The following is a 21,740-nucleotide window of genomic DNA, read 5'->3' as shown; positions in this document are numbered from 1 at the left end:
TCCCAACCCTGTCCCCTCCCACAAGGGAGGGAGATCCACACACCAACGTTTCAGTCTGCGTCTCCCTCCCCCTGGCGGGGAGGGATCAAGGGTGGGGGTCCACAGTCACCGGGGTCGGAGCTAACGCGACCTTCGGACCAGCGCGCCTCAGAGCGCGCCGATCTGCCCCAGCCGCGTCGTGAGTTCCGCATCGAACTCGCGCCAGTGCTGCAGCGTCGGCTCCGGGAAAGCGTAGATCGCCGCGATGCCCGGGCCCAGATACACGGTCCTGAGGCACTGACCGGTCGCGGCTGATGCGATCGGCTTGGAGCATTTGGCGACGAACGGTTCGGCCGACAGCGCATCGTACCAGACGACCTCGCCGGCATAGCCCCCGTCGGGCCGCAACGGCTTGCCCACCAGACCCGGCGGGCCGCTCAATTGCTCGGGCAGGAACTGGTGCAGGTAGACGCCGTCCAGCAGCGCGGCGCTCGGCCGCGCCCGGCTGCGCGGCAGCAGCGTCACATCGACCGGCTCATTGTGTGCGTCGACGCCGAACGGCAGTTCGAAGCGCAAGTCGATCTGCTTGGCGAAGCCCTCGACGCGCTGCTCTTCGTAGCGGAACCACGACAGCGGAATCTCGAGATCGCGGCCACCAAGAGTTCGGGTGAGGGTGGTTTCGGTGTCAAGGCGGTGCACCTGGGTGCGGGCGCCCCTTCCGGCGGCGTCGATCAGGTAGGCAACGCCAATGCCGCCCAGGGCAAGCAGCACCGCGATGGCCGTCAGGTTGAAGCCGATCGAGGCGTGGTGGCGGCGCTGGACCTGAGCGTGGCCGGTCATCGGTGCAAATTAACCAGTGTTGTGTGCGTCAGGTGACATGCCAATGGGCGCCGGATATGCTTAACAAACGGTTAAGGTGATCATTCAGAGGGCGTGTGAATGCTCAGGGAATTGCTGCTGGCTGGGTTGATCATGGCGGTCGGCCTCTCGATCGCCGGTGTCGGCACCTACCTCTACCAGTGGCTGGCCAACACCCAAGCGGCGCTGCGTTATGACGGCAGGACCTTCGCGCACAGCCTCGGCCATCTCGCCATGAGCTTCGTGTGCGGACCGTTCATCATGCTGCAGATGGGCTGGCAGCACGATCGCGACGGCACGCTGTCGATCGGCTCGGCGCTGATCGCCGCCTTCGTCGGTTTCGGCTGGGCCTTCATCACCGGCTTGATCTTCGTCGGCAGCTATTTCGCGCTGACGGCGTAGTTCTTTCGCTTCCGATGGCAGGGCGCAGCTGAGCCTTATTTCGTCGCGACGAACGTGGTGCGGGGATCGACCAGGTCGACCCACTGGCCGGCATCGGCCTGCGACTGACGCTTCAGATACTGATAGGGCGTCTCGTTCCACAGCAGGATGCGGCCATCCTGGTTGTCGAGCACCAGATCGCCACGGTCGGTGCGCACCATCAGCACGGCATGACCGGTGCCCTTGGTCTCACGCACGACGGTCACCAGCAGCGTCGACGGGCTCCAGCCGGCGTCGATCAGCGCCTTCTGCTTGGCGAGGGCGAAGTCCTCGCAGTCGCCGTAGCCGTCATTGGGGTAGGCCCAGTACTCGGTGACCTTGTAGTAGTCCTCGTCGGTGATGGCGGTGACGGCGGCGTTGACCAGGTTGTTGATCTGCACCAGCTCGGCCCAGCGCGCCTCCGTCAGCACCATAGCGCCGACGGCGTTCGGGTTGGCCTTGCAATCGCCGCGGTGCGACTTGCAGAACTCGGCGGCGCCAACCGGGATGCTGGTGATGCCGCCGGCCGGTGCGAAGGCGGGGTTGGTGAAATCGATCTGGTCGGCGCGTGCCGGCATGGCGAGGATGAACGCTGCCATTCCGACTGCGATTGCCGCTGCGATGAACCCGTTGAACTTCGACATCGTGGTTGCCCCCTGACGGAAGCCACGATGCCGGGGGCGAATTGCCCCGAACGAAAAACTGCAAGCTAGTTTTTAGGCGAATTCGAACGGTCCGGTTGAGGACTCGTTAGGCATAAGGGGGTGGAGAGAGGTGCTGCCCGTGCGGCAAGTCGCACCGCGAGCGCTCAGTTGATCCGCAGGTTCTGCTGCACGACGGTCAGCATCTCCTGGGCGGAGACGAATTCGACGGCGACCCCGTCACCGAAATGGCGAACCACGCGGGCCCGCATGCGGCCCAACGTAACCGGCGTGCCCATCGCCGGCCGGACGGCCAGTTCGATCGCCGCGCCCGAGAGCGAAATGTCGATGATCTTGCAGTTGTAGCGGCGGCCGTCGTCGAGCACGACGGTCGAGTGCCGGTTGTCGGGCACCACGCGCTCATGCCGCCGGTCTTCCGGCAGGTTGAGCAGTTCCTTGTTGGCCAGCCAGGTCAGCTGAGCCGCCATCTTGTCGCGTTTGCGCGAGGTGGCGACGATGTCCATCTTGAAGCCGCCGTCGATGACGTCGGTGATATCGCCTTCGATCCGGCCGAGGTGGTCGATATAGGCGATGACGCGTTCACCGGCGACACCGGCGATCGGTGCGATGACCACGGCATCACCGGGCGACATCTCCAGCACCTGGCAGGGAAACTCGCGGCGGTCGGTCAGCATATAGCGTCCGAGCAGCGATACCCGCACGCGCTGGAAGCGCGGCAGCTGCGCATACGAGCGGGCAGGTCGCGCAGAGCGTGCGTTGTCGGTGAGCATCAGAGAAGACCTGCCGGGGCCAAGCGATTGATTGGCCTAGACTAGTCCGCTCTTGGTTAATCGAAGGTAAGGTTTGCGGCGCGCAATGCGCCGAACCGACGATTTTTAGCGCCGGCCGCCATCGATGACGGCTAGATGGGCATAGCGGCGCGCGGTTCGACCGTAGACGGTGGCGCTCATCGGGGTAGGGACCGCCGATCCGGCGCTGGCGAAGACCAGGTCCTCGACCGGCACTGATGCTGCGACGTCGTTGCGCATTTCGGTCAGCGACACGTCATCGGGCCAGATCAGGCGCAGGCCGGTGATGCGCTGTTCCATGACGGGCTGCACGCCGAACCAGTAGGGCTCGTCGATCGCCGTCATGGCACCGAGCAGGCGCGTCTGGGTGGAGCCGTTATGGCGCAGTGGCAGCAGAATGGTCTCGATCGACAGGCGCGTGCGCACCGCCGTCGTGCCCTGGAAAGTGACGAGGGCAACCGCATGATCCTCGGTGACGGCGCGGACCAGGGTGTCGATGGCATCGCGGTCACGTTCGTGCCACAGACGCGTAAAGGAGCGGCCCTTGAGCTCGCGTGCATAAGCAGAACACAGGTGCGAGCCGGCGAGGCGGAAATCGAACTCGTTGGTATCGTTGAGCTCGAGAATAAAGGTATTGGCGAGGGCGGAGCGGATTCGGGTCGGGTCGATATCGCGTCGATCCGGAGCGCTGCGGGAGCCACGTAGCGCATTCCAATAGTCGAACAGCGCCTTGGTGCTGGCCTTTTGCATAGTCTTGTTGCCTTGTTCCAAACCCCGAGCATCGCGTCCCGGAGAAGGGGGCGACCGCCGCAACGCCAAGAGTGTCAAAAGCCCGAACGGAAATCGCCCTTAAACAATTGTTAGGGTTAACGCGGCGGCGACCGTGTGGATAAGTCGGGGAATAGGGCTGCAAAGCCCGGAAAACCGGGAGTTTTTATGTCTGACGAGCCAAATCACCAGCAAAATCAAGCTCCTGACGGTCGGCAGCCCGCGATATTGCTGCCCGGCGTGATCACTGCGCTGTTGGGCCTGATGTTGGCCGTACACCTCGCCAGAACCTTGGTTCTTAACGAACAGGGCGACGCGCAACTGGTTTACTGGCTGGCCTTCATCCCGGCCCGCGGCCTCCCCGGAGAAGGGTTCGACGGAGGGTGGATACCGTTGGTGTGGACCCCGTTCACGCATGCGTTTTTGCATGCGGGATGGGAGCACCTTTTAATCAATTGCGCCTGGTTGGCCATTTTCGGCAGCCCCGTGGCGCGTCGTTACGGCACATGGGCGACAGTGATTCTCTTCCTCGCCAGCGCCGCAGCCGGGGCCGCGGCTTTTGCGGTGACGACCCTGCCGGGCGTTCAGGTGCTGATCGGCGCTTCGGGCGGCGTCGCCGGGCTGACCGGGGCAGCCTGCCGCTTCATCTTCCAGCCGGTGATCGTCGGGCGTGACCCCGAAAGCGGCGAAACCCGCGTACTGGGGCGGCGGACGGCGAGCCTGGGCGAGCTGATGCGCAACCAGCGCGCCGGCTTCTTCATTGTGGTGTGGCTGGTGCTCAATGCAGCAGTACCGTTCCTGCCCATGCTGATCGGACAATCGGTCGGCATTGCCTGGCAGGCCCATCTGGGTGGTTTCCTCGCCGGCCTGTTCCTCACGCCGTTGTTCGAACGCCGGCCCGCTGCCCCCGAGAAGGAGAGGAAATGAGCGACATCACCGACCTCACCACCCGCATCGTCACTCTGGAGACGACGATCGCCTTCCAGGACCAGGCGATCGAGGAGCTTAATGCGGCGCTGGCCGAGCACTTCAAGCAGATCGAGGCGCTGAAGCGCGAGCTGCACAATCTGGGCTCGCAACTGCGCGACGTCGAGGCGCACCCAGCGCTGGCGCCGGCGGTGGAGCCGCCACCGCCGCATTATTGAGGCTTGTAAAGCTAAGTCTTGTAGACCTGGGCCGGATCGAACAGCCGCGCTTCGCCGCTCTGGCGCAGCGTCTCGGTATTCTCGACGATGCGGTAGAAGCAGCTCTTCCGTCCGGTGTGGCAGGCGGCGCCGCGGCCGGTCTGCTCGACCAGCAGCAGCACCACATCTTGGTCGCAGTCGGTGCGCATCTCCACCAGCCGCTGGATCTCGCCCGAGCTCTCGCCCTTTTTCCAGAGCTTTTGGCGCGAGCGTGAGTAGTAGTGCACCTCGCCGGTCTCGATGGTGAGCCGCAGGGCTTCGGCATTCATATGCGCCACCATCAGCACGCGATTGCTGCCGGCCTCCTGCGCCACGGCAGTGACGAGGCCGTGCGCGTCGAATTTCGGCGCGAACCGCGTGCCTTCCTCGAGGTCGGCGTGGCTGAGGCTGGCGGGGTCGGCGAAGGTGGTGCTCATGGCCGGGTTCTAGCCCGCGCCCGGGCGGGGCTCAATCCTCCAGTGCGATCCAGATCTCGACAGTGCCGAGGCCGGTTCGCTCGTTGAAGTCGGGACCGTAATACTCGATGAAGCTCCATGGGGCATATTTCTTCCGATAGCCGGAAGTCGGCAGCCACTGCGCGAAGATCGCTTCGATGGTCGAGCGAATGGTGGTGATGTGGCCGCGATGCGCGAGGCGGGCGTAGCGCTGCGCTGGTACGGTGATCAGCGTGAACTCGCGCGGCAGCTCGGCGGTTTCCCGCACTTCCATCCCGGCCATGTATTCGCATTCATCGGTATCGGCGAAGTGATGGCCGGAGAGGCCGTAGTAGACGCCGGCAACTTCTCCCGGAACGTTTCCGACATAGGCGTTGAACCGCTGCCACTGTGCCGGGATCGCGGCATCACCGTTCATCACGTGACGGGCCAGCAGCCCGGCGATCCGCATGGGCGGACGCGTCTCGATGCGTGGCGCGCACAGCTCGACCCGCACCTCATGATCGATCCGCAGCGGCTCGAGCAGCGGCAGGTCATCGAGCCGGCCGCGGCGGCGGACCTGGTCGGGGGTGAGCCCGATCAACTCCCTGAAGGCGCGGGTAAACGCCTCGTGTGAGCCGTAGCCGGCGTCGAGCGCCACGGCGAGGATGTCGGGCGCGCCTGCCGCCAGGGCCTTGGCAGCTTCGGTGAGCCGGCGACCGCGGAGGTAAGCGGAGATCGAATAGCCGGTGGCTTGGGGGAAAATGCGCGATAAGTGGAAGCGCGACACGCCCGCGTGCATCGCCATTTCCTCGAGCGTCAGCGGCATGCCGAAGCGGGATTCGATAATCCAGAGGGTTTTGGCGACAGCGGACATGGGCTCACCCTATGCCCGCCCTGATATAACAGACTTGATCGCTGTTGCGGTCGCCAGGTCAGCGTTTGCCGACCATGGCGAAGAAGCGGTCCTGCTCGTTGCGGTCCTCGGCGAACACGCCGGTAAAGCGCTGGGTGATGGTGAGCGCCCCGTGAGCCCGGACCCCGCGCATCGACATGCACATGTGCTCGGCCTCGATCATCACGGCGGCGCCGCGCGGGTTGAGGTGTTCGTTCACGGCGTCGATGATCTGTGCCGTCATGTTCTCCTGCACCTGCAGGCGGCGGGCATAGACCTCGACCAGCCGGGCGAGCTTGCTCAGGCCGACCACGCCATCGTGCGGCAGGTAGGCGATGTGCACCTTGCCGAAGAACGGCACCATGTGATGCTCGCAATGCGACGAGAAGGGGATATCGCGCACCAGCACCACGTCGTCGTAGCCGCCGACCTCCTTGAAGGTTTTGCGCAGCACCTCGCCCGAGTCGTCGTCATAGCCGGCGAAGAACTCACGGTAGGCCTTGGTAACGCGGTGCGGGGTCTCCAGCAGCCCCTCGCGCGAGGGGTCGTCGCCGGCCCAAGCGATCAAAGTCCGAACCGCCGCCTCTGCTTCTTCGCGGCTGGGGCGGACAATTTCAGGGACGAGCTTAGTGTGCTGCGGCTTGGCGCTGGCGTCCATCTTCGGTTCCTCGGTCAATAGCAGGCGACAGACGCAATACGTCGCCCCACGGTTCCCGGTTTGCTGTCAGTGACGATGGACGCCGCTGACTTGTTGCATCTCGATGATTATATAGGTCGAGAACGGTAGCGGCCAAGAAACAGTTTCGCGAAAAAAATGGAACTCAGCGATCTTTATTCGGACCGGATTCTGGAGCTCGCGGGCAATCAGCCGCGACCAGGCCGCCTGAGTGCGCCCGATGCCAGCGCCCGCAAAGTCAGCCGGGTGTGCGGCTCGACCATCGAGGTGGATATCAACGTCGCCGACGGCGTGATTACCGGCTATGGCCACGATATCCAGGCCTGCGCGCTGGGCCAGACCTCGGCGGCGGTGGTGGCAACGCACGTGGTCGGCACGCCGGTGAGCGAGTTCCGCCGGGTGCGCGACGAGATGACGGCCATGCTCAAAGCCGACGGCCCGCCGCCGGCCGGCGAGAAATGGATCGACCTCAAATATCTCGAACCGGTGCGTGAGTACCGGCCACGCCACACCTCGACGCTGCTGGTGTTCGACGCGGTGTGCGAGGCACTGGACAAGCTCGAGGCTCCGCAGGGGGCGGCCGCCGGCTGATGCATCGCATCACGCAGCTGTTCTGGAGCATCGTCGACTGGCCGTTCAAGCTCGTTTCCTATGGGCTGATCCAGGGCTACCGCTACTCGCTGTCGATGTTCATGGGGCGCACCTGCCGGCACGCCCCGACATGCTCGGAGTTCACGCGCGACGCCATTTGGCGCCATGGCTTCTGGCCGGGCGGCTGGATGGGCCTGGCGCGGATCGTCAGGTGCCGTCCAGGCGGCACGCACGGCTATGATCCAGTGCCGCAAACGGTGCCGCCCGAGGCGCACTGGTATGCGCCGTGGACCTATGGACGATGGAAATAGCGCCACCGCGGATCGATTTTGCTCGTCCTTCGTTATTGCCTACGAGCCGGAATGTTCTGGCCCGATGCATACTTAACGCGAAGGAACACGTGAGATGGCATTCGACGGAGTGGGTTGGCTCGCGGCGATCATCATCGGCGGCATCGCCGGTTGGCTCGCCGGGCGGTTCATGAACAACAGCAGCGGCGTGGTGATGAACATCATCCTGGGCATCGTTGGCGCGATCGTCGCCAGCCTGGTGTTCGGTCTGTTGGGCATCTCGTTCGGCGGCTGGTTCGGCTATCTGATCGCCGGCGTGATCGGCGCCTGTATCCTGATCGCCATCGGCAGAGCGGTATCAGGGCGGCGAACCTAGCGCCCGCCGAGTTCGGCAACGCCAATCGAGTTCACCGCCCGGAGCCAGTGCTCCGGGCGGTTTCGCACGTCCGCTTGGCGCGGGCCCGCGACACATGCTAGACACCCCGCCTTGCCGGCACTTCCGCCGGCAATTTCCATTGGAGATGAAAATGATCAAGGTGACGTTCCCCGACGGTGCAGTACGCGACTATGCGCGTGGCACCACCGGGACCACCGTGGTCGAGGGCATCTCCCCAAGCCTCGCCAAGAAGACGGTGGCGATGAAGTGGAACGGGGTCCTCAGCGACCTGTCCGATCCGCTCGACAGTGACGGCAGGATCGAGTTCGTGCTGCGCGACAGCGCTGACGGGCTCGGGCTGATCCGGCACGACGCGGCGCATGTCCTCGCCGAAGCGGTGCAGGAGTTGTGGCCTGCGACGCAGGTCACCATCGGCCCGGTGATCGAGAACGGCTTCTATTACGACTTCAAGCGCGACACGCCGTTCTCTGAGGACGATTTCCCGGTCATCGAGAAGAAGATGGCCGAGATCGTCGCGCGCGGCGCCGCGTTCACCAAGGAGATCTGGACGCGCGACCATGCCAAGCAGGTGTTCAAGTCGAAGGGCGAAGACTTCAAGGTCGAGCTGGTCGATGCGATTCCTGCTGACCAGTCGATCAAGATCTATAAGCAGGGCCAGTGGTTCGACCTCTGCCGCGGGCCGCATATGCGCTCGACGAAGGATGTCGGCACGGCGTTCAAGCTCACCAAGGTGGCCGGCGCCTATTGGCGCGGCGACAGCAACAACCCGGTGCTGAGCCGCATCTATGGCACGGCGTTCGCCAACCAGAAGGAACTCGACGACTACCTGCACATGATCGAGGAAGCCGAGAAGCGGGATCACCGCCGCATCGGCAAGGATCTCGACCTGTTCCACCTGCAGGAGGAAGCGCAGGGGTCGGTGTTCTGGCACCCCAAGGGCTATGTCCTCTACAACCAGATGGAGGCCTATATCCGCCGGCGGGTGAACGCCAACGGCTATAACGAGGTGAAGACCCCGCAGCTGATGAGCTCGAAGTTCTGGGAGGCCTCGGGCCACTGGGGCAAGTATCGCGAGAACATGTTCGTGGTGCCTGACGAAGTGCCCGGCACCGAAGAGGAAGGCCCGGTGCTGTCGGGCAAGGCGGAGCTGATGGCGCTCAAGCCGATGAACTGCCCGGCCCACATCCAGATCTTCAACCAGGGGATCAAGAGCTACCGCGACCTGCCGATCCGCATGGCCGAGTTCGGCTGCTGCCACCGCAACGAAGCCCATGGTGCGCTGCACGGGCTGCTGCGGGTGCGCCAGATGACGCAGGACGACGCCCATATCTTCTGCACCGAGGAGCAGATCCAGGCCGAGACCGAGCGTTTCGTCCATCTGCTCTACTCGGTGTACGAGCACATGGGCTTTGAGAACGTGGTGATCAAGCTGGCGACCCGGCCGGAGAAATTCGGTGGCACCATCGAGCGCTGGGACGCGGCGGAAAAGGCGTTGGGCGATGCGCTCAAGGCCACGGGCTACGACTTCGTCATCGCCGAGGGCGAGGGCGCCTTCTATGCGCCCAAGCTGGAGTTCCACCTGAAGGACGCCATCGGCCGTTCCTGGCAGGTGGGCACGCTGCAGCTCGACTACGTGCTGCCCGAGCGGCTGGGCGCCATGTACGTGGCCGAAGACGGGACCAAGAAATACGCGGTGATGCTGCACCGCGCGATCCTTGGCTCGCTCGAGCGCTTCATCGGCATGATGATCGAGCACTATGCCGGCAAGATGCCGATGTGGCTGGCCCCGACCCAGGTGGTGGTCGCGACCATCGTCTCGGAAGCCGACGACTATGCCCAGAAGCTGGTCGACCGGCTGAAGGTCGGCGGCATTCGGGCCGAACTCGACGCACGTAACGAGAAGATCAACTACAAGGTGCGCGAGCACTCGGTGCAGAAGGTGCCGCTGATGTTCGTGGTCGGCAAGCGCGAGGCGGAGGAGGGGACCGTGTCTGTTCGCCGCCTCGGCACCGAGGGACAGAAGGTGATCGCTGCCACCGACGCGATCGTCGAGCTGATGGCGGAGGCGGTGCCGCCCGACCTCAAGCAGCAGGCCGCCTGAAGCACAACAAGGGCCGCAGCGATGCGGCCCTTTCGTTTCCGGCAGGATTGCGCAGGTGGGGCCGAGGCTGCTCGTCGATGGGCGGCGTTCAGGCGGCCGCGATGTGGATGGTGACGGTGCAGGCGTGCCGCGCCGCCGCCGCGGGGGCCGTGCGGCAGAGCAGTCTTACGGGATCGTCGCCGACGCTGCGGTAGGCGAACCAGGTCTTTGGCGGGATGCTGATGAACGCCCCGGCGGCGACCAGGCCCACGGCGCCGTTGACCATGACCTCAAGCGTGCCCTCGCTCACCACGAGCACCGTTTCGGCGAGATCGTGCTGATGCGGGCCCACCTGCACCTGTGGCGGCAGGGTGTGGGCCTGCGCCTGATACTGAAAACCTGCTCCGCACGGGTTGGCGACGTGAACGACGCGCTCACCGGCGACGAAGAATGCATGCCTCGACATGACAATAGTCCCCCCAAGGGACGTGCCTGAACCATGCTGCCAGCCTTAGGATAGGCCCGCTGAATGGCATTTGAACAGACGGAAAGAAGAAGCGGCCCACGGCCGCTTCTTCAAAGTTCTCAGATCGCGGCGAGCGGCAGCGCCGGCGGTTCGGAGCAGTACTCGGCGACGAGCACCGTCCTGGCCGGGACATCAAAGCCGAAGTTGGTCAGAACGTACGGGATGCAGCCGTCTTCGGCTTCCATAAGCGACTTGTTCTGGGTGATGACGTCGCAATAGCCACCCGGGCGCTTGTAGCCCTCCGGGGCGTCGGGACCACACAGCACGCTCTTGCTGGCGTCGAAGGCGAATGACGGGGTGGCGACCGGGAAGGCGGCGAGGGACGCGGCCAGCAGGGCCAGCGCAATAGTCTTCTGCAATTTTGTTCTCCTGTTAGACGGGCATTCCGCACGGCGGCGGTCTGCGAGGCGGAACATGTCGTCCGCGTCAATGGCCGGTCTGTTAGGAGGCAGGCCCTGAACCGACTCCGAACCCACGGTTCAGGCAGGGTTCAGCGGATGCCCTGGTCGCGGAACTGCACGCCCAGTTCCTTCACCGAGCGCCAGACGACGATGCAGGCCTGCGGGCGAACCTTGTCGACGACCAGATCGAAGGTGCGGGGAATGCGGGTCACCGAGGCCACTTCGAGCTTGGCGCCGGTCTCGGACAGATTGCGGATGATGCAGCGGATCCGGGTGCGTCCGCCATCGAAGACGATGGTCGCCTCGATCATGGTGTTGCGGCGGGGCGAAAGACGCTTCTCTAGTCGGATGTCCAAGGCAAGACCCTCGTGGCCGTGCGACAATGCAGAGCTGGTGTTGGAGAAATGCTTACGGAATGGATAAAGTTGCGCGGCGAGTTGCCTATTGCAAGCCGGCGAGCCGCAGCCCTTGCAGGTAGCGCGCCAGCAGCGACGGGTACATGAAGCGCAGGCCGTCGCCGATAGCGGCGACAGTGACCTCGGGATGGGCGCGCTGGAAGCGCTCGCGCGCATCTGCGGCGGCCGCCAGGTCGCCGTGATGGGCGAAATAGACCGCCAGGTCGCGGTGTGGCCAGGTCAGGCCAGGGCGCTCGGACATGGCGCGTTGCGCCCAGGCGATCGCCTCTTGCGGCCGCCCGGCGGCGAAGTTGGCAAGCCCCATCCCCAGATGCACGTTGAATGCGAACGGGTCCATCGGCGACAGCCGCACCGAACGCTCGAATGCAGCGAGCCCTTGTTCGGGATTGCCCAGATAGACGTGCCCCCAACCGCGCCGCATCCAGGCCCAGGCGTGGTTCGGATCGAGTTCGAGCGCGCGATCGGCAAATGCAGCAGCCTGCGGCACGTCGCCGCCCAGCATCATCATGGCCGATGCGAGGGCGGTCAAAGCGGTCGGATCGTCGGCGACGTGCTGGGAGGCCGTCTCGAGCAGCGCTGCGGCAGTACGGCGCTCGCCGGCGAAATCGGCGGTCCAGTTATAGGCGACCTGCTGGCCATGCGCCCAGGCGGCGAGGGCGGCAGCCAGACCGTAATGCGGGTCGAGCGCCAGGGCGCGGGTCAGCAGGGATATCGCCTCGGCATTGTCCTGGGGACTGTGCGACCACAGGTGGGGCAGGGCGCGCATCACCAGATCATAGGCGGCGAGGGCGTCGGGGCGCTTCCTGCGGGCGCGCTCCACCTCGGCACGGCGAATTGAGGGCTGGATGGCGCTCGCCACCTCGGCGGCCATGCGATCCTGCAGGTCGAACAGATCGGCGACGGCGCCGTCGAGTTTGTTAGACCAGATATGGCTGCCGGCCTCGGTCTCCACCAGCTGCGCCGTGATGCGGACACGCTCGCCGACGCGGCGGACCGAGCCCTCGACGACGTAGCGAACGCCGAGCTCCCGCCCGATCTGGCGAATGTCGATGCCGGCCCGGCCCTTGTAGGTGAAGGCCGAGTTGCGGGCGATGACGAAGAAATCCTTCACCCTGCTGAGCGTAGCGGTGATCTCCTCGACCACGGCGTCGGCGAAATAGCTCTGGTCGGCCTCACCCGAGAGGTTGTCGAAGGGCAGCACTACGACCGAGGGGCGATTGCTGGGCGGGGCGGGGGGCGGCGTGTCGAGGGCTGGTTGCGGTCGCACCAGGCCCGCCGGGTGCCAGGCATAGATGCGCACCGTCTTGGAGATGTTCTTGAGCTCGGTGGGGCCCATGTCGACGAAGGGCAGCTCGATGGTGCCGTCGAGGTATTGATACATCCATTTGGTGATGCACATGCCGCCGGCCGGCGAGTGACTCTGCACCCGCACCGCGAGGTTGATGCCCGAGCCGTAGAGGTCATTGCCGGCCACCAGCACATCGGCAAGCACGATGCCGGCGCGGACCTGGAACATCTCACCGCCGGGCGCATGGATCTTGCGCTCATGGATCTGGCGCTGCAGGTCGGCCGTCCACTGTACAGCCGCCACTACGCTATTGAACTCCGCCAGCAGACCGTCGCCCATGGTCTTGAAAACCTTGCCGCCGGCCGCGCCGATGGTGCGCGAGATCAGCCGGTCGTAGACCCGCTGCACGAGGCGCAGGGTCTGACGTTCATTGCGCTCGACAAGGCGGGAGTACCCCACGATGTCCAGCGATACGATCGGGACCAGTCGACGGTCGGGTTGGGCCATTACGTGTGCTTCTGCTGCAAGCTTCCGCTCTATAGCACTGTGAAATGTAACGGAGATAGCGGGCGCGTTCTGCTCGAGAACAATTCGCGAGGAGCAACCGAGCGTGGGGTTCAGGCTGCGGGCTGGCAGGCCGCGGCTCGATCGAGCAGCAGCACGCGTTCGCGCTCGTTGCGGGTCAGTCCGGCGGCGCGCTCGAACTCGACGCGGGCCTCGGCCAGCCGGCCGAGCTTCACGAGGAAATCGCCGCGCACGCTGGGCAGCAGGTGGTAGTTGCGCAGCGCCGGATCGTCGGCGATGGGGTCGAGGATGGCGAGGCCGGCGCCGGCGCCGAAGGCCATGCTGTGGGCGACGGCGCGGTTGAGTTCGACCACCGGGCTGGGCGTCAGCTCCGCCAGCATATCGTAGAGCGCCGAGATGCGCCGCCAGTCGGTCTCGTCGGCTCGCCGGGCCCGGGCATGGCACGCGGCGATGGCCGCCTGCAGTACATAGGGGCCGGCGCCTGTAAGGCTCTCGGCCTTTTGCAGGGCCGCAAGGCCGCGGCGGATCAGCATCTGGTCCCACAAGGCGCGGTTCTGTTCGAGCAGCAGCACCGGCTCGCCGTTGGCGCCGGTGCGGGCGCGCAGCCGCGACGCCTGGATTTCCATCAGCGCCACCAGCCCATGCACCTCGGCATCCGCGGGGGCGAGGCCAGCAAGAATCCGGCCCAGCCGCATTGCTTCCTCGCAGAGCTGCGGACGGGTCCAGTCGTCGCCGGCGGTGGCCGAGTAGCCTTCGTTGAAGATCAGATAGAGCACCTCGAGCACCGAAGCCATGCGCGCGGCGCGCTCCTCGGCGCGGGGAACCTCGAACGGCATGCCGGCCTCGGCGAGGCTCTTCTTGGCGCGCACGATGCGCTGGGCAATGGTCGGCTCGGCGGCAAGGAACGCCCGGGCGATTTCGTCGGTGGTGAGTCCGCCGAGCAGGCGCAGCGTCAGCGCGACACGCGCCTCCGCAGACAGCACCGGGTGGCAGGAGGTGAAGATCAGCTTCAGGAGGTCGTCGCCAACATCGTCATCCAGCGGGGTATCGAGGTCGGGCGCGGTGGATTCGATTTCGCGCAGGTCATAGCCCAGCTCGTCGAGCTTGCGCGCCGCCATCTTGTTGCGCCGGAAATAGTCGATGGCGCGGCGCTTAGCGGTCTGCATGAGCCAGGCGCCCGGATTGCGCGGCACGCCGCTTTCCGGCCAGTGGTTGAGGGCGACGATCAACGAATCCTGCGCCAGTTCCTCGGCGAGGCCGACGTCGCGCACGATTCGGGTCAGGCCGGCGATGAGCTTGGCCTGCTCGATGCGGAACACCGCTTCGATGGCGCGATGGGTTTCTCTCTGGGTCATGGCAGCGGATCAGATCAAATCCGATCCGCCGCAGCAAGCTGCAGATGCCGGGCAGGAGCAAGGCGCCTACCGAGGCGTGCCGAGCGCCGTGCGGGCGACCTCCCGGCCCGCCATGGCCTCGGTATAGGCCTCGCCGAAATCCTCCTCGGTGAAGAGCTGGCGGATCTCGATCTCCACATTGCCGTGACCATCGAGGGGAGGCCAGGTCTTGACCCATTCGATAGCCGCCTCGCGCGAGGGCACCTCGATCAAGGTGTAGCCGGCGATCAGTTCCTTGGCTTCGGCGAACGGACCATCGATCACCGTGGGGTTGCCGTTGCTGAACTTCACCTTGGCGCCGCGCGAACTGGGCATCAGACCGGAGCCGGCAATGACGATGCCGAGCTTTGCTGCATCCTCGTGGAACTGGGTCATCTGGGTGATGAGGTCTGCGCCTGGCATCACACCGGCCTCGGTCTCGGCGTCCGCCTTGCGGATGATCATGAATTTCATGTGGCTTTCCTCAGTTGGTAATCGGCTTCTGGTTGGCGTCGCGCCACGCCTGCTCCTTGGCAACCGCCTCGGCGGGGACGACTTCGGCGAAATCGGCTGCCTCGAATACACGCCTGAGCTCGATGGTCTCGCCGTCGGCAAAGGGAATGCGTTTTACCCATTCCAGCGCTTCGTCCCGCGATTTGGCGCTGATCACCCAGAAGCCGGCGATCAGCTCCTTGCTCTCGGCGAACGGGCCATCCCGGACCACCAGGCGGCCCGCCTCGGAGGTGACGCGGCTGCCCTGGCTCGAGGGATGCAGACCCTCTGCCGCCAGCAGCACACCGGCGTTGATCAGCGCCTCGTTGAAGCGGCCCATCGCTTCGAAGGCTTCGGGCGGCGGCATGATGCCGGCTTCGCTTTCGGGGGTGGCTTTGACGATGATCATAAAGCGCATCTTGGTTCTCCTTGTGTCTCTCGGACGTCGCGCGATCTGGCGCGAGTTCATCCTGCTGCACCGACACGACGAGCGACGGATCACTGGATCGACAGAGGCGAGGAGAATTTTCCGCGAGCAGCGGTCAGTAGACCGTGGTGAGGACCTCGATCTCCTTGGCGGCGCCGGGCTGGACCTGGAATTCCCGGTTGTAGACCTGGTCGCCGCGCTTGGCGAAAACCAGGTAATCGCCTTCGCCCAGCACGGTCGAAGGAAAGGCGCCGATGTTGGAGAACACCGTCTGGCCGTCGGCGGTCTTCACCGTCCAGTCGATGTCGGCAATGGCCTCGCCCCCGGCTTCGCTGACCAGCTTGAACGAGATCTGCGCTGCGCGATGATAGAGGGTGGCGTCAGTCAACTGGCCGGGCTCGACGCGCAGGTCGGCGCGGACAACGGCGTTCACGTCGCCGAAATACGAGACGATATGATAGGTGCCGGCATTGAGCGTGACGATGTCGTTGGGGCTGAGGTTCTGCGCCACCAGGGTGCGATCGGCCTCGGTGCTGCCGCTGGTGTAGATATCGAAGCGCAACAGGTTGATCGGGATGGCGATATCGCCGGTGACCGCCGCGTTGAGCCGCATCGCACCGGCATCCAGCACCAGCTGCTTGGAATTGTTGCCCTCGGCGACGGTCAGTGTGTCGGTGGTCTGGGCGCGCCCATAGGCGACATGGACGACGTAGCTGCCGGGCGGCAACTCGAGATGCGCGGTGGCATCGTCGGATTTCTTGGCCAGCACCAGATCGCCGGCGGCATCGGTGCGGGTCTCGAAGACCCGCCAAGTGACGCCGTCGGGGAGCGGACCGCCGTCTTCGGTGATCTTGGCCATCAGCGTCACCGGCTGCGGCGTGGTGTTGACCGCTACCGCCTCGGCGGCGGCCGCGGCCGGCCCGGGATCGACGACGTCGGCGGCAGGGGTATTGGCGACGTCGGCGGCTGCCGGCGTGTCCGTCGGCTGCTCGGTGGCCTGCGGCATGCGGTCGGCACGGCGGGGCAGGGGAACCGGCGGATCCTCGGCGATAGCAAACGCCGGCGCGAGCATGGTCGCGATCCCGAGGATGCCGATCCAGTGCCTGAGTTTCACCCTAAGTCCCCGCCATCAGCGCCCGCAGGCGCTTCGCTTCAAAATGTCTCGCGTGCCTACGCTTGGATTGGGGAAAAGCTGTGTCATAAGGACCTCACGCTCGCAAGGACCAGACCATGCCCATCAACGCCGCAGTGCGCGACTACCTCAAGACCCGTCGCTCCGTCGGAATCGGCTTCCTCAAGGACCCGGGCCCGACCCCTGAGGAGCTGAACGAAATCCTCACCATTGGCACGCGGGTGCCGGACCACGGCAAGTTCGCGCCGTGGCGGCTGATCGTGATCGAGGGTGAGGCGCGCGTGCAGGCAGGCGAGAAGCTGGCTGAGATCGCGAGGCGCAAGCGCCCCGAGCTCGACGAGGCCGGCCTCGACATCGAGCGGCGGCAGTTCCTGCCGGCGCCGGTGACCATCGGCGTTCTGCTGTCGCCCAAGCCCAACCCCAAGGCGCCGGAGATGGAGCAATTGCTGTCGGCCGGCAATGTCTGCTTCAACCTCTCGCACGCCGCCTTCGCCATGGGCTTTGCCGCCAGCTGGACTAACCGCTGGTACGGCTTCGATACGGAAGCCCAAACCATGCTCGGCGCACGGGGCGGCGAGCGATTCGTCGGCTTCATCCACATCGGCACGCCAACCACGGTGATCGAGGATCGCGACCGGCCGAACCTCGCCGACGTCGTGACATGGTGGCAGGGCTAACCATTCGTTAACCAGTCGCAGGTGATTGGTTAATCGAACGTTAGCAACGGACCCCTCGAGTCGATGGGCGTGAAGCCGATATCGGTGCCGCAGCCGCTTGCCTATGCCATGGATACGGCAGGGGCCAAGAGCGACGTCGACTTCGACTACCTGCTGCGCACGGCGATCCGCGAGAGCAGCCTCAATCCGGAAGCCAAGGCGTCGACTTCGAGCGCCACGGGGCTGTTTCAGTTCCTCGACAGCACCTGGCTGCAGGTGATGAAACAGGAGGGGCCGCGGCTTGGCTACGGCCAGTACGCCGACGCGATCAAGGTCGACTCCGACGGCGATTACTACATCGCCGATAAGGCGCTGCGGCAGGAAGTTCTGAAACTGCGCGAAGACCCGCAGATCGCCTCCGACATGGCGGCGGCGTTCACCCGCAGCAATGGCGCCTATCTGCTCGAAAAGTTCGGCCGGATGCCCAGCCCCGGTGAACTCTACATCGCGCATTTCCTCGGCGCGCAGGGCGCCGAGAAGCTGTTCAACGCCGGACTGAACGATCCCGACCAGATCGCCGCAAAGCTGTTCCCCAAGCAGGCGCAGGCCAATCGCGCGATCTTCTATGAGGGCGGCGAGGCGCGGACGATTCGCGAAGTCTATCGCGCACTGGTGGCGAGGCACGACGGAACCGTCGACACGCGCTTCACGACGCAGCAACTGGCCGCGCCGGGCGGCAGCAAGTGGGAAACCACGGCGGTGCCATCCCGCTTCACGCCCGACGACATGTCGTTCACCTCGCTGTTCTCCAGCGAAGGCGAGATCCAGGGACGCACGCTGTTGAGCCCGGCGTCGGAGGCGCAGGGAAGCGCGCTGTTCACTCAGCTCTACGGGCAGGAGGGCACCTTGCCCAAGCCGCCCAAATTATGGTGAACCGTTCCTTAAGTCTTCCCCGCTAGCGTCTTTTCTGGCGATGGGAGCAGGATTGCGCTTCGGTAAGCGCATCCCGGCTCAAGTCTCTAACTGTCGCCAGATCGAACCGGAAAAGTCCCTGAGCTTTTCCTGACTTCGCTCGGCGGAGAGCTTGATGGTTGCGTACCAGGATTTCGTTGCGCTGAGCCAATCGCGTGACAGCGAGGAGCGGGGGCGGGCAGCCCATCTCGCCGCCATGGCCTACCTTAATCACCATGGCCCGGCCGACGAGCATGCGGCGCTCTATGCCGCGCTGATCGGCTTCCTAGACGATCCCTCGGTGCGGGTGCGCGGAGCGCTCGCCTATGGCCTGCTGCACGCGACAGAGGCGCCGAGGCCGATCCTCCTGGCCCTGCTGCAGGACAGTCCGGTCATCGCGCGAGCGGTGGTGCAGTATTCGCCCGCCCTGATCGATGCCGACCTTATGGCGCTGATCCGCGGGGCCGACGAGGCCATGCTGATGGCAACGGCGACCCGCGAGCGGCTTAGCCAGCGGGTCACCGAAGCGCTGGTCGCCAAAGGCGGGCGCCCCCTGCTGGTGAAATTGCTCGAGCGCCCGGACGCGCCGTTCTCGGCAGCGCTGCTGCGGCAGGTGGCCGATCGCGACGGGGCGAACGATGCGGAACTGCGCGGGCTGCTGCTCGCCCGGGACGATCTGCCGGCGGATGCCCGGCTGGTGCTGGTGCAGGCGGTGGCCGAGGCGCTGCGGGGCACGCGGATGGTCAGCGGCGCCGTGGCGCCGCATCGGCTGGACCGGCTGTTGCGAGATGCGACCGACACCGCATTGACGGCAATCGGCGAGCAGGAGGCCGCAGCGGGCAGGGCGCCTTACGCGATCGAACTGGTCGAGGCGGAATGCGTGTCGACGCGGGTGATGCTGCACGCGATCGTCCAGGGACATGTGCTGTTCTTTGCCGACTGCGTTGCCGAATTGGCCGAGACGCCGCGCGACAAGGTGTTCACGCTGCTCGAGCATGGCAGTCGGGCAGCGCTCAATGCACTGTTCGCGCGCTGCGGCCTCAGCGAGTCGGTGCGCAACATGCTGGCCCGCCTGATCTTCCACGCGCGGGCCGCCGATCTCGCCGACGACCTTTCGGCTCGTCATTTCGTGGTCACGGCGCTGACCGAGGAGCTGATCGTCGAGCATGATGGGGTGATCCCACCTGAACTCGAAGAGGCGTTCGCCTATCTGAGCGAACAGAATGTGATCCTCGCCCGCCGCGCCGCCCGCGGCGTGATGTCGGCCTTTGCCGACATGACGCAATCGCACATGTCGTTGCCGCAGATTGAAGGCGAAGACCGGCTGTCGCTGCCGGCGGCCTAGCGTGGCTCCGGCCGGCCGCCGATGCCGGTGCGGGTTCGCAAGCTGCCGAGTCGGCGGCTAATACCGGAACTGTTCGCTCAGGACGCGCTCTTCGAGGCCGGTCCCGGGGTCAAACAGAAGCGTTACCTTGCGGCTACGGTTCTCACGCACGGTCACCTCGATCACCCGCTGGAACTCGACATTGTCCGCCACGGCGCTGACCGGGCGCTTTTCGGCCTCGCGGGTGCGGAAGGTGACCACGGCGCGGTTGTTGAGAATGGCGCCCCGCCAGCGGCGTGGGCGGAACGGCGAGATCGGGGTCAGCGCCAGCAGGGGAGCGTCGATCGGCAGGATCGGGCCGTGCGCCGAGAGATTATAGGCGGTCGACCCGGCCGGCGTCGCGAGCAGCACGCCATCGCAGATCAGTTCCTCGAGCCGTGGCTGGCCATCGACCAGAATCTCCACCTTCACCGCCTGATAGGTCATGCGGAACAGCGAGACCTCGTTGAGCGCCAGCGCCTTGTGCTCGGACCCGTCGGCCAGCCGGACGTTCATCTCGAGCGGGTAGATATGGGTGGGCTTGGCGGCAGCGAGGCGCGCCGGCAGGCCATCGGCTGCGAACTCGTTCATCAGGAAGCCGACGGAGCCGAAATTCATGCCGTAGACCGGCACGTTGGAGCCCATCTTGCGGTGCAGCGTCTGCAGCATCAGACCGTCGCCGCCGAGGGCAACCACTGTCGTCGCGGCGTCGAAGCCGCAATCACCGTAGCGCTCGCGCAGGAGCTGGGCCGCGCGGTCGGCTTCGGGCGTGCCACTCGAGACGAAGCTTACCCCTTCGATGCGTTCCGTCACGGCAAGGCCCTCGCTCTGAGGCTCGCTGCCTAGCATGGGCCGACGACGCGGGGAAGAACGGGTTGATTGAGCCCTTCGTCTCAACTACATGAGCGGCAACGGATTTGAGGACTGAAATGCGCGCCGAAATCACCAAGGTCATCGCTGAAATCGAGCAGGTCGTAAGCCTGCTGAGGAGGCATCTTTGACTGGGATACAGCTGAAGCCCGCCTCGACGATCTGACCGCTCGCACCGAGCATCCCGACTTCTGGGCCGATCCCGAGAAGGCCCGGCCGATCATGCAGAAGCGTGACGAGCTCGACGTGCAGGTCAAGGCGGTCAAATCGTTCGAAGCCTCGGTGCGGGACAATACCGAGCTCATCGAAATGGGTGAGGCCGAAGGCGACGCCGACGTCGTCAAGGAGGCCGAGCAGGCGCTGCAGGAGACGCTGAAGGAAGCGCGCTCGGCGCAGGTCGAGACGCTGCTCTCCGGCGAAGCCGACGGCAATGACTGCTACCTCGAGATCCACTCAGGCGCCGGCGGCACCGAGAGCCAGGACTGGGCCAACATCCTGTTGCGCATGTACACGCGCTGGGCGGAACGACGGAAGTTCAAGGTCGAGACGATGGAGATCCATGACGGCGAAGAAGCCGGGATCAAGTCGGCGACGATCAAGGTCTCCGGGCACAACGCCTATGGCTGGCTGAAGACCGAGAGCGGGGTCCACCGGCTGGTGCGCATCTCGCCCTATGACAGCGCGGCGCGCCGGCACACCAGCTTCTCCAGCGCCTGGGTCTATCCGGTCGTCGACGATACGATCAACATCGAGATCAACGAGAGCGACCTCAAGGTCGATACCTATCGTTCGTCGGGTGCGGGTGGGCAGCACGTCAACACTACCGATTCGGCGATCCGCATCACCCACGTGCCCTCGGGCATCGTGGTTGCCTGCCAGCAGGAGCGCAGCCAGCACAAGAACCGCGCCACCGCCATGGCGATGCTGAAGGCGCGTCTGTACGAGGTGGAACTGCAGAAGCGCGAGGAAGCGGCCAATGCCGAATCCGCCGCGAAGACGGATGTCGGCTGGGGTCACCAGATTCGCAGCTACGTGCTGCAGCCCTACCAGATGGTCAAGGATCTCCGGACCGGCCATGAGACCTCGAACACCGCGGGCGTGCTCGATGGCGACCTCGACGATTTCATGGAAGCCTCGTTGGCGGCCCGCGTCACCGGCTACGCCGATACGGTAGCGGACGCCGAGTAACGAAGTTGGCCGGTGAGGCAAATCACCGGCCAACCACCGTCCGAAGACCCGAAATGTTCTAGACGAGCGCCCAGGGCCACCTTGGCGCTGCACAGATTGTTACCGGTAACGTCTTGCGCACGCATGATGCA

27 protein-coding genes are annotated in these 21,740 nt (G+C 65.2%); 11 read left to right on the top strand and 16 right to left on the bottom strand.

What is annotated here, in order from left to right; translation table 11 throughout:
- Positions 1 to 147: 147 nt before the first annotated feature.
- Positions 148 to 819 (bottom strand): hypothetical protein, encoded by a 672-nt coding sequence (locus tag APS40_RS23240; RefSeq protein WP_055049302.1) that lies wholly within the window; start codon positions 817 to 819, stop codon positions 148 to 150.
- Positions 820 to 918: 99 nt separating this feature from the next.
- Here APS40_RS23240 and APS40_RS23235 point away from each other — a divergent pair, with 99 nt between their 5' ends.
- Positions 919 to 1,239 carry a DUF6949 family protein gene (locus APS40_RS23235; protein WP_055049301.1) on the top strand — a complete coding sequence of 107 codons (321 nt, stop codon included), beginning with the start codon at positions 919 to 921 and terminating at the stop codon, positions 1,237 to 1,239.
- Positions 1,240 to 1,274: 35 nt separating this feature from the next.
- Here the strand turns inward: APS40_RS23235 and APS40_RS23230 are convergent, their stop codons facing one another.
- The 3 genes from APS40_RS23230 to APS40_RS23220 all read right to left on the bottom strand — a co-directional run bounded on the left by APS40_RS23230 (position 1,275) and on the right by APS40_RS23220 (position 3,457).
- Entirely contained in the window at positions 1,275 to 1,901 is a 627-nt protein-coding gene (locus tag APS40_RS23230; RefSeq protein WP_055049300.1) for a transglutaminase-like cysteine peptidase, read from the bottom strand.
- 164 nt (positions 1,902 to 2,065) lie between these two features.
- Positions 2,066 to 2,689, bottom strand: a complete 624-nt coding sequence (locus APS40_RS23225; protein WP_055049299.1) for a PilZ domain-containing protein — start codon at positions 2,687 to 2,689, stop codon at positions 2,066 to 2,068.
- Positions 2,690 to 2,794: 105 nt separating this feature from the next.
- Positions 2,795 to 3,457, bottom strand: coding sequence for a PAS domain-containing protein (locus tag APS40_RS23220; RefSeq protein WP_055049298.1), 663 nt, complete (start codon positions 3,455 to 3,457; stop codon positions 2,795 to 2,797).
- A 186-nt stretch (positions 3,458 to 3,643) separates the two neighbouring features.
- Between APS40_RS23220 and APS40_RS23215 the strand changes: the two genes are divergently transcribed.
- Together APS40_RS23215 and APS40_RS23210 are read left to right on the top strand one after the other, a co-directional pair.
- Positions 3,644 to 4,402, top strand: a complete 759-nt coding sequence (locus APS40_RS23215; RefSeq protein WP_055049297.1) for a rhomboid family intramembrane serine protease — start codon at positions 3,644 to 3,646, stop codon at positions 4,400 to 4,402.
- Complete coding sequence (locus APS40_RS23210) at positions 4,399 to 4,620, top strand: SlyX family protein (RefSeq protein ID WP_055049296.1); 222 nt, start codon at positions 4,399 to 4,401, stop codon at positions 4,618 to 4,620. Before APS40_RS23215 ends, APS40_RS23210 begins: the two co-directional genes overlap by 4 nt.
- Positions 4,621 to 4,631: 11 nt before the next feature.
- On the opposite strand, the gene hisI is transcribed toward APS40_RS23210, so the two are convergent.
- Genes hisI through folE form a run of 3 tightly spaced genes read right to left on the bottom strand, consistent with a single transcriptional unit; the run spans position 4,632 to position 6,625 of the window.
- Positions 4,632 to 5,075, bottom strand: a complete 444-nt coding sequence (hisI, locus tag APS40_RS23205) for a phosphoribosyl-AMP cyclohydrolase (RefSeq protein ID WP_055049295.1) — start codon at positions 5,073 to 5,075, stop codon at positions 4,632 to 4,634.
- 31 nt (positions 5,076 to 5,106) lie between these two features.
- The gene (locus tag APS40_RS23200; RefSeq protein WP_055049294.1) at positions 5,107 to 5,949 is read right to left on the bottom strand and encodes an AraC family transcriptional regulator; all 843 of its coding nucleotides are present in this window, start codon (positions 5,947 to 5,949) and stop codon (positions 5,107 to 5,109) included.
- A gap of 58 nt (positions 5,950 to 6,007) precedes the next feature.
- Positions 6,008 to 6,625: a GTP cyclohydrolase I FolE gene (gene folE / locus APS40_RS23195; RefSeq protein WP_055049795.1), complete on the bottom strand. Its 618-nt coding sequence runs from the start codon at positions 6,623 to 6,625 to the stop codon at positions 6,008 to 6,010.
- A 156-nt stretch (positions 6,626 to 6,781) separates the two neighbouring features.
- On the opposite strand from folE, the gene APS40_RS23190 reads away from it, so the two are divergent.
- The 4 genes from APS40_RS23190 to thrS all read left to right on the top strand — a co-directional run bounded on the left by APS40_RS23190 (position 6,782) and on the right by thrS (position 10,022).
- A complete protein-coding gene (locus APS40_RS23190) occupies positions 6,782 to 7,234 on the top strand; it encodes an iron-sulfur cluster assembly scaffold protein (RefSeq protein ID WP_055049293.1) in 453 nt (150 codons plus the stop codon).
- Complete coding sequence (gene yidD, locus APS40_RS23185; RefSeq protein WP_055049292.1) at positions 7,234 to 7,545, top strand: membrane protein insertion efficiency factor YidD; 312 nt, start codon at positions 7,234 to 7,236, stop codon at positions 7,543 to 7,545. Before APS40_RS23190 ends, yidD begins: the two co-directional genes overlap by 1 nt.
- Before the next feature lie 94 nt (positions 7,546 to 7,639).
- Positions 7,640 to 7,900, top strand: coding sequence for a GlsB/YeaQ/YmgE family stress response membrane protein (locus APS40_RS23180; RefSeq protein WP_055049291.1), 261 nt, complete (start codon positions 7,640 to 7,642; stop codon positions 7,898 to 7,900).
- 151 nt (positions 7,901 to 8,051) lie between these two features.
- Positions 8,052 to 10,022 (top strand): threonine--tRNA ligase, encoded by a 1,971-nt coding sequence (thrS, locus tag APS40_RS23175; protein WP_082434621.1) that lies wholly within the window; start codon positions 8,052 to 8,054, stop codon positions 10,020 to 10,022.
- A gap of 88 nt (positions 10,023 to 10,110) precedes the next feature.
- On the opposite strand, the gene APS40_RS23170 is transcribed toward thrS, so the two are convergent.
- From APS40_RS23170 to APS40_RS23135, 8 genes are all read right to left on the bottom strand, one after another.
- Positions 10,111 to 10,467, bottom strand: coding sequence for a cupin domain-containing protein (locus APS40_RS23170; protein ID WP_055049290.1), 357 nt, complete (start codon positions 10,465 to 10,467; stop codon positions 10,111 to 10,113).
- 119 nt (positions 10,468 to 10,586) lie between these two features.
- Positions 10,587 to 10,886: a hypothetical protein gene (locus APS40_RS23165; RefSeq protein ID WP_055049289.1), complete on the bottom strand. Its 300-nt coding sequence runs from the start codon at positions 10,884 to 10,886 to the stop codon at positions 10,587 to 10,589.
- 131 nt (positions 10,887 to 11,017) lie between these two features.
- Complete coding sequence (locus APS40_RS25250; protein WP_197279541.1) at positions 11,018 to 11,284, bottom strand: PilZ domain-containing protein; 267 nt, start codon at positions 11,282 to 11,284, stop codon at positions 11,018 to 11,020.
- A gap of 85 nt (positions 11,285 to 11,369) precedes the next feature.
- A complete protein-coding gene (locus APS40_RS23155; protein WP_055049287.1) occupies positions 11,370 to 13,139 on the bottom strand; it encodes an adenylate/guanylate cyclase domain-containing protein in 1,770 nt (589 codons plus the stop codon).
- Between the two features lie 110 nt (positions 13,140 to 13,249).
- Entirely contained in the window at positions 13,250 to 14,512 is a 1,263-nt protein-coding gene (locus APS40_RS23150; RefSeq protein ID WP_055049286.1) for an RNA polymerase sigma factor, read from the bottom strand.
- 66 nt (positions 14,513 to 14,578) lie between these two features.
- Positions 14,579 to 15,004, bottom strand: a complete 426-nt coding sequence (locus tag APS40_RS23145) for a YciI family protein (protein ID WP_055049285.1) — start codon at positions 15,002 to 15,004, stop codon at positions 14,579 to 14,581.
- Positions 15,005 to 15,014: 10 nt separating this feature from the next.
- Positions 15,015 to 15,440, bottom strand: coding sequence for a YciI family protein (locus APS40_RS23140; protein WP_055049284.1), 426 nt, complete (start codon positions 15,438 to 15,440; stop codon positions 15,015 to 15,017).
- A gap of 124 nt (positions 15,441 to 15,564) precedes the next feature.
- On the bottom strand, positions 15,565 to 16,563 hold the full coding sequence (locus APS40_RS23135) for a hypothetical protein (RefSeq protein WP_082434619.1): 999 nt from the start codon (positions 16,561 to 16,563) through the stop codon (positions 15,565 to 15,567).
- Between the two features lie 116 nt (positions 16,564 to 16,679).
- On the opposite strand from APS40_RS23135, the gene APS40_RS23130 reads away from it, so the two are divergent.
- The 3 genes from APS40_RS23130 to APS40_RS23120 all read left to right on the top strand — a co-directional run bounded on the left by APS40_RS23130 (position 16,680) and on the right by APS40_RS23120 (position 19,533).
- Positions 16,680 to 17,258 carry a nitroreductase family protein gene (locus tag APS40_RS23130; protein ID WP_055049283.1) on the top strand — a complete coding sequence of 193 codons (579 nt, stop codon included), beginning with the start codon at positions 16,680 to 16,682 and terminating at the stop codon, positions 17,256 to 17,258.
- Between the two features lie 69 nt (positions 17,259 to 17,327).
- Entirely contained in the window at positions 17,328 to 18,170 is an 843-nt protein-coding gene (locus APS40_RS23125; RefSeq protein WP_156343060.1) for a transglycosylase SLT domain-containing protein, read from the top strand.
- A gap of 154 nt (positions 18,171 to 18,324) precedes the next feature.
- Positions 18,325 to 19,533, top strand: coding sequence for a DUF2336 domain-containing protein (locus APS40_RS23120; RefSeq protein ID WP_055049281.1), 1,209 nt, complete (start codon positions 18,325 to 18,327; stop codon positions 19,531 to 19,533).
- A 57-nt stretch (positions 19,534 to 19,590) separates the two neighbouring features.
- Here APS40_RS23120 and APS40_RS23115 read toward each other — a convergent pair whose 3' ends face one another.
- Entirely contained in the window at positions 19,591 to 20,400 is an 810-nt protein-coding gene (locus tag APS40_RS23115; RefSeq protein WP_055049280.1) for an NAD kinase, read from the bottom strand.
- An 80-nt stretch (positions 20,401 to 20,480) separates the two neighbouring features.
- Between APS40_RS23115 and prfB the strand changes: the two genes are divergently transcribed.
- A protein-coding gene (prfB, locus tag APS40_RS23110) for a peptide chain release factor 2 (protein ID WP_156343059.1) occupies positions 20,481 to 21,609 on the top strand; the annotation gives its coding sequence in 2 pieces (ribosomal slippage) (positions 20,481 to 20,549 and positions 20,551 to 21,609; 1,128 coding nt in all).
- The last annotated feature ends 131 nt before the right edge of the window (positions 21,610 to 21,740 follow it).

The organism is Devosia sp. A16, from assembly GCF_001402915.1.
Taxonomy (GTDB): domain Bacteria; phylum Pseudomonadota; class Alphaproteobacteria; order Rhizobiales; family Devosiaceae; genus Devosia_A.
Note: the sequence above shows the minus strand (reverse complement) of the source record. Positions and strands in the feature narration are given on the sequence as shown.

What these genes read in the sequence shown, in the direction of transcription:
- APS40_RS23145 (WP_055049285.1), bottom strand. Translation starts at nt 15,004, where the DNA reads ATGAAATTCATGATCATCCGCAAGGCGGACGCCGAGACCGAGGCCGGT.
- APS40_RS23235 (WP_055049301.1), top strand. Translation starts at nt 919, where the DNA reads ATGCTCAGGGAATTGCTGCTGGCTGGGTTGATCATGGCGGTCGGCCTC.
- APS40_RS23230 (WP_055049300.1), bottom strand. Translation starts at nt 1,901, where the DNA reads ATGTCGAAGTTCAACGGGTTCATCGCAGCGGCAATCGCAGTCGGAATG.
- folE (WP_055049795.1), bottom strand. Translation starts at nt 6,625, where the DNA reads ATGGACGCCAGCGCCAAGCCGCAGCACACTAAGCTCGTCCCTGAAATT.
- APS40_RS23170 (WP_055049290.1), bottom strand. Translation starts at nt 10,467, where the DNA reads ATGTCGAGGCATGCATTCTTCGTCGCCGGTGAGCGCGTCGTTCACGTC.
- APS40_RS23210 (WP_055049296.1), top strand. Translation starts at nt 4,399, where the DNA reads ATGAGCGACATCACCGACCTCACCACCCGCATCGTCACTCTGGAGACG.
- APS40_RS23200 (WP_055049294.1), bottom strand. Translation starts at nt 5,949, where the DNA reads ATGTCCGCTGTCGCCAAAACCCTCTGGATTATCGAATCCCGCTTCGGC.
- APS40_RS23140 (WP_055049284.1), bottom strand. Translation starts at nt 15,440, where the DNA reads ATGCGCTTTATGATCATCGTCAAAGCCACCCCCGAAAGCGAAGCCGGC.
- APS40_RS23130 (WP_055049283.1), top strand. Translation starts at nt 16,680, where the DNA reads ATGCCCATCAACGCCGCAGTGCGCGACTACCTCAAGACCCGTCGCTCC.
- APS40_RS23150 (WP_055049286.1), bottom strand. Translation starts at nt 14,512, where the DNA reads ATGACCCAGAGAGAAACCCATCGCGCCATCGAAGCGGTGTTCCGCATC.
- APS40_RS23220 (WP_055049298.1), bottom strand. Translation starts at nt 3,457, where the DNA reads ATGCAAAAGGCCAGCACCAAGGCGCTGTTCGACTATTGGAATGCGCTA.
- APS40_RS23215 (WP_055049297.1), top strand. Translation starts at nt 3,644, where the DNA reads ATGTCTGACGAGCCAAATCACCAGCAAAATCAAGCTCCTGACGGTCGG.
- APS40_RS23240 (WP_055049302.1), bottom strand. Translation starts at nt 819, where the DNA reads ATGACCGGCCACGCTCAGGTCCAGCGCCGCCACCACGCCTCGATCGGC.
- APS40_RS23225 (WP_055049299.1), bottom strand. Translation starts at nt 2,689, where the DNA reads ATGCTCACCGACAACGCACGCTCTGCGCGACCTGCCCGCTCGTATGCG.
- APS40_RS23190 (WP_055049293.1), top strand. Translation starts at nt 6,782, where the DNA reads ATGGAACTCAGCGATCTTTATTCGGACCGGATTCTGGAGCTCGCGGGC.
- APS40_RS23180 (WP_055049291.1), top strand. Translation starts at nt 7,640, where the DNA reads ATGGCATTCGACGGAGTGGGTTGGCTCGCGGCGATCATCATCGGCGGC.
- APS40_RS23155 (WP_055049287.1), bottom strand. Translation starts at nt 13,139, where the DNA reads ATGGCCCAACCCGACCGTCGACTGGTCCCGATCGTATCGCTGGACATC.
- thrS (WP_082434621.1), top strand. Translation starts at nt 8,052, where the DNA reads ATGATCAAGGTGACGTTCCCCGACGGTGCAGTACGCGACTATGCGCGT.
- hisI (WP_055049295.1), bottom strand. Translation starts at nt 5,075, where the DNA reads ATGAGCACCACCTTCGCCGACCCCGCCAGCCTCAGCCACGCCGACCTC.
- APS40_RS23115 (WP_055049280.1), bottom strand. Translation starts at nt 20,400, where the DNA reads ATGCTAGGCAGCGAGCCTCAGAGCGAGGGCCTTGCCGTGACGGAACGC.
- APS40_RS23120 (WP_055049281.1), top strand. Translation starts at nt 18,325, where the DNA reads ATGGTTGCGTACCAGGATTTCGTTGCGCTGAGCCAATCGCGTGACAGC.
- yidD (WP_055049292.1), top strand. Translation starts at nt 7,234, where the DNA reads ATGCATCGCATCACGCAGCTGTTCTGGAGCATCGTCGACTGGCCGTTC.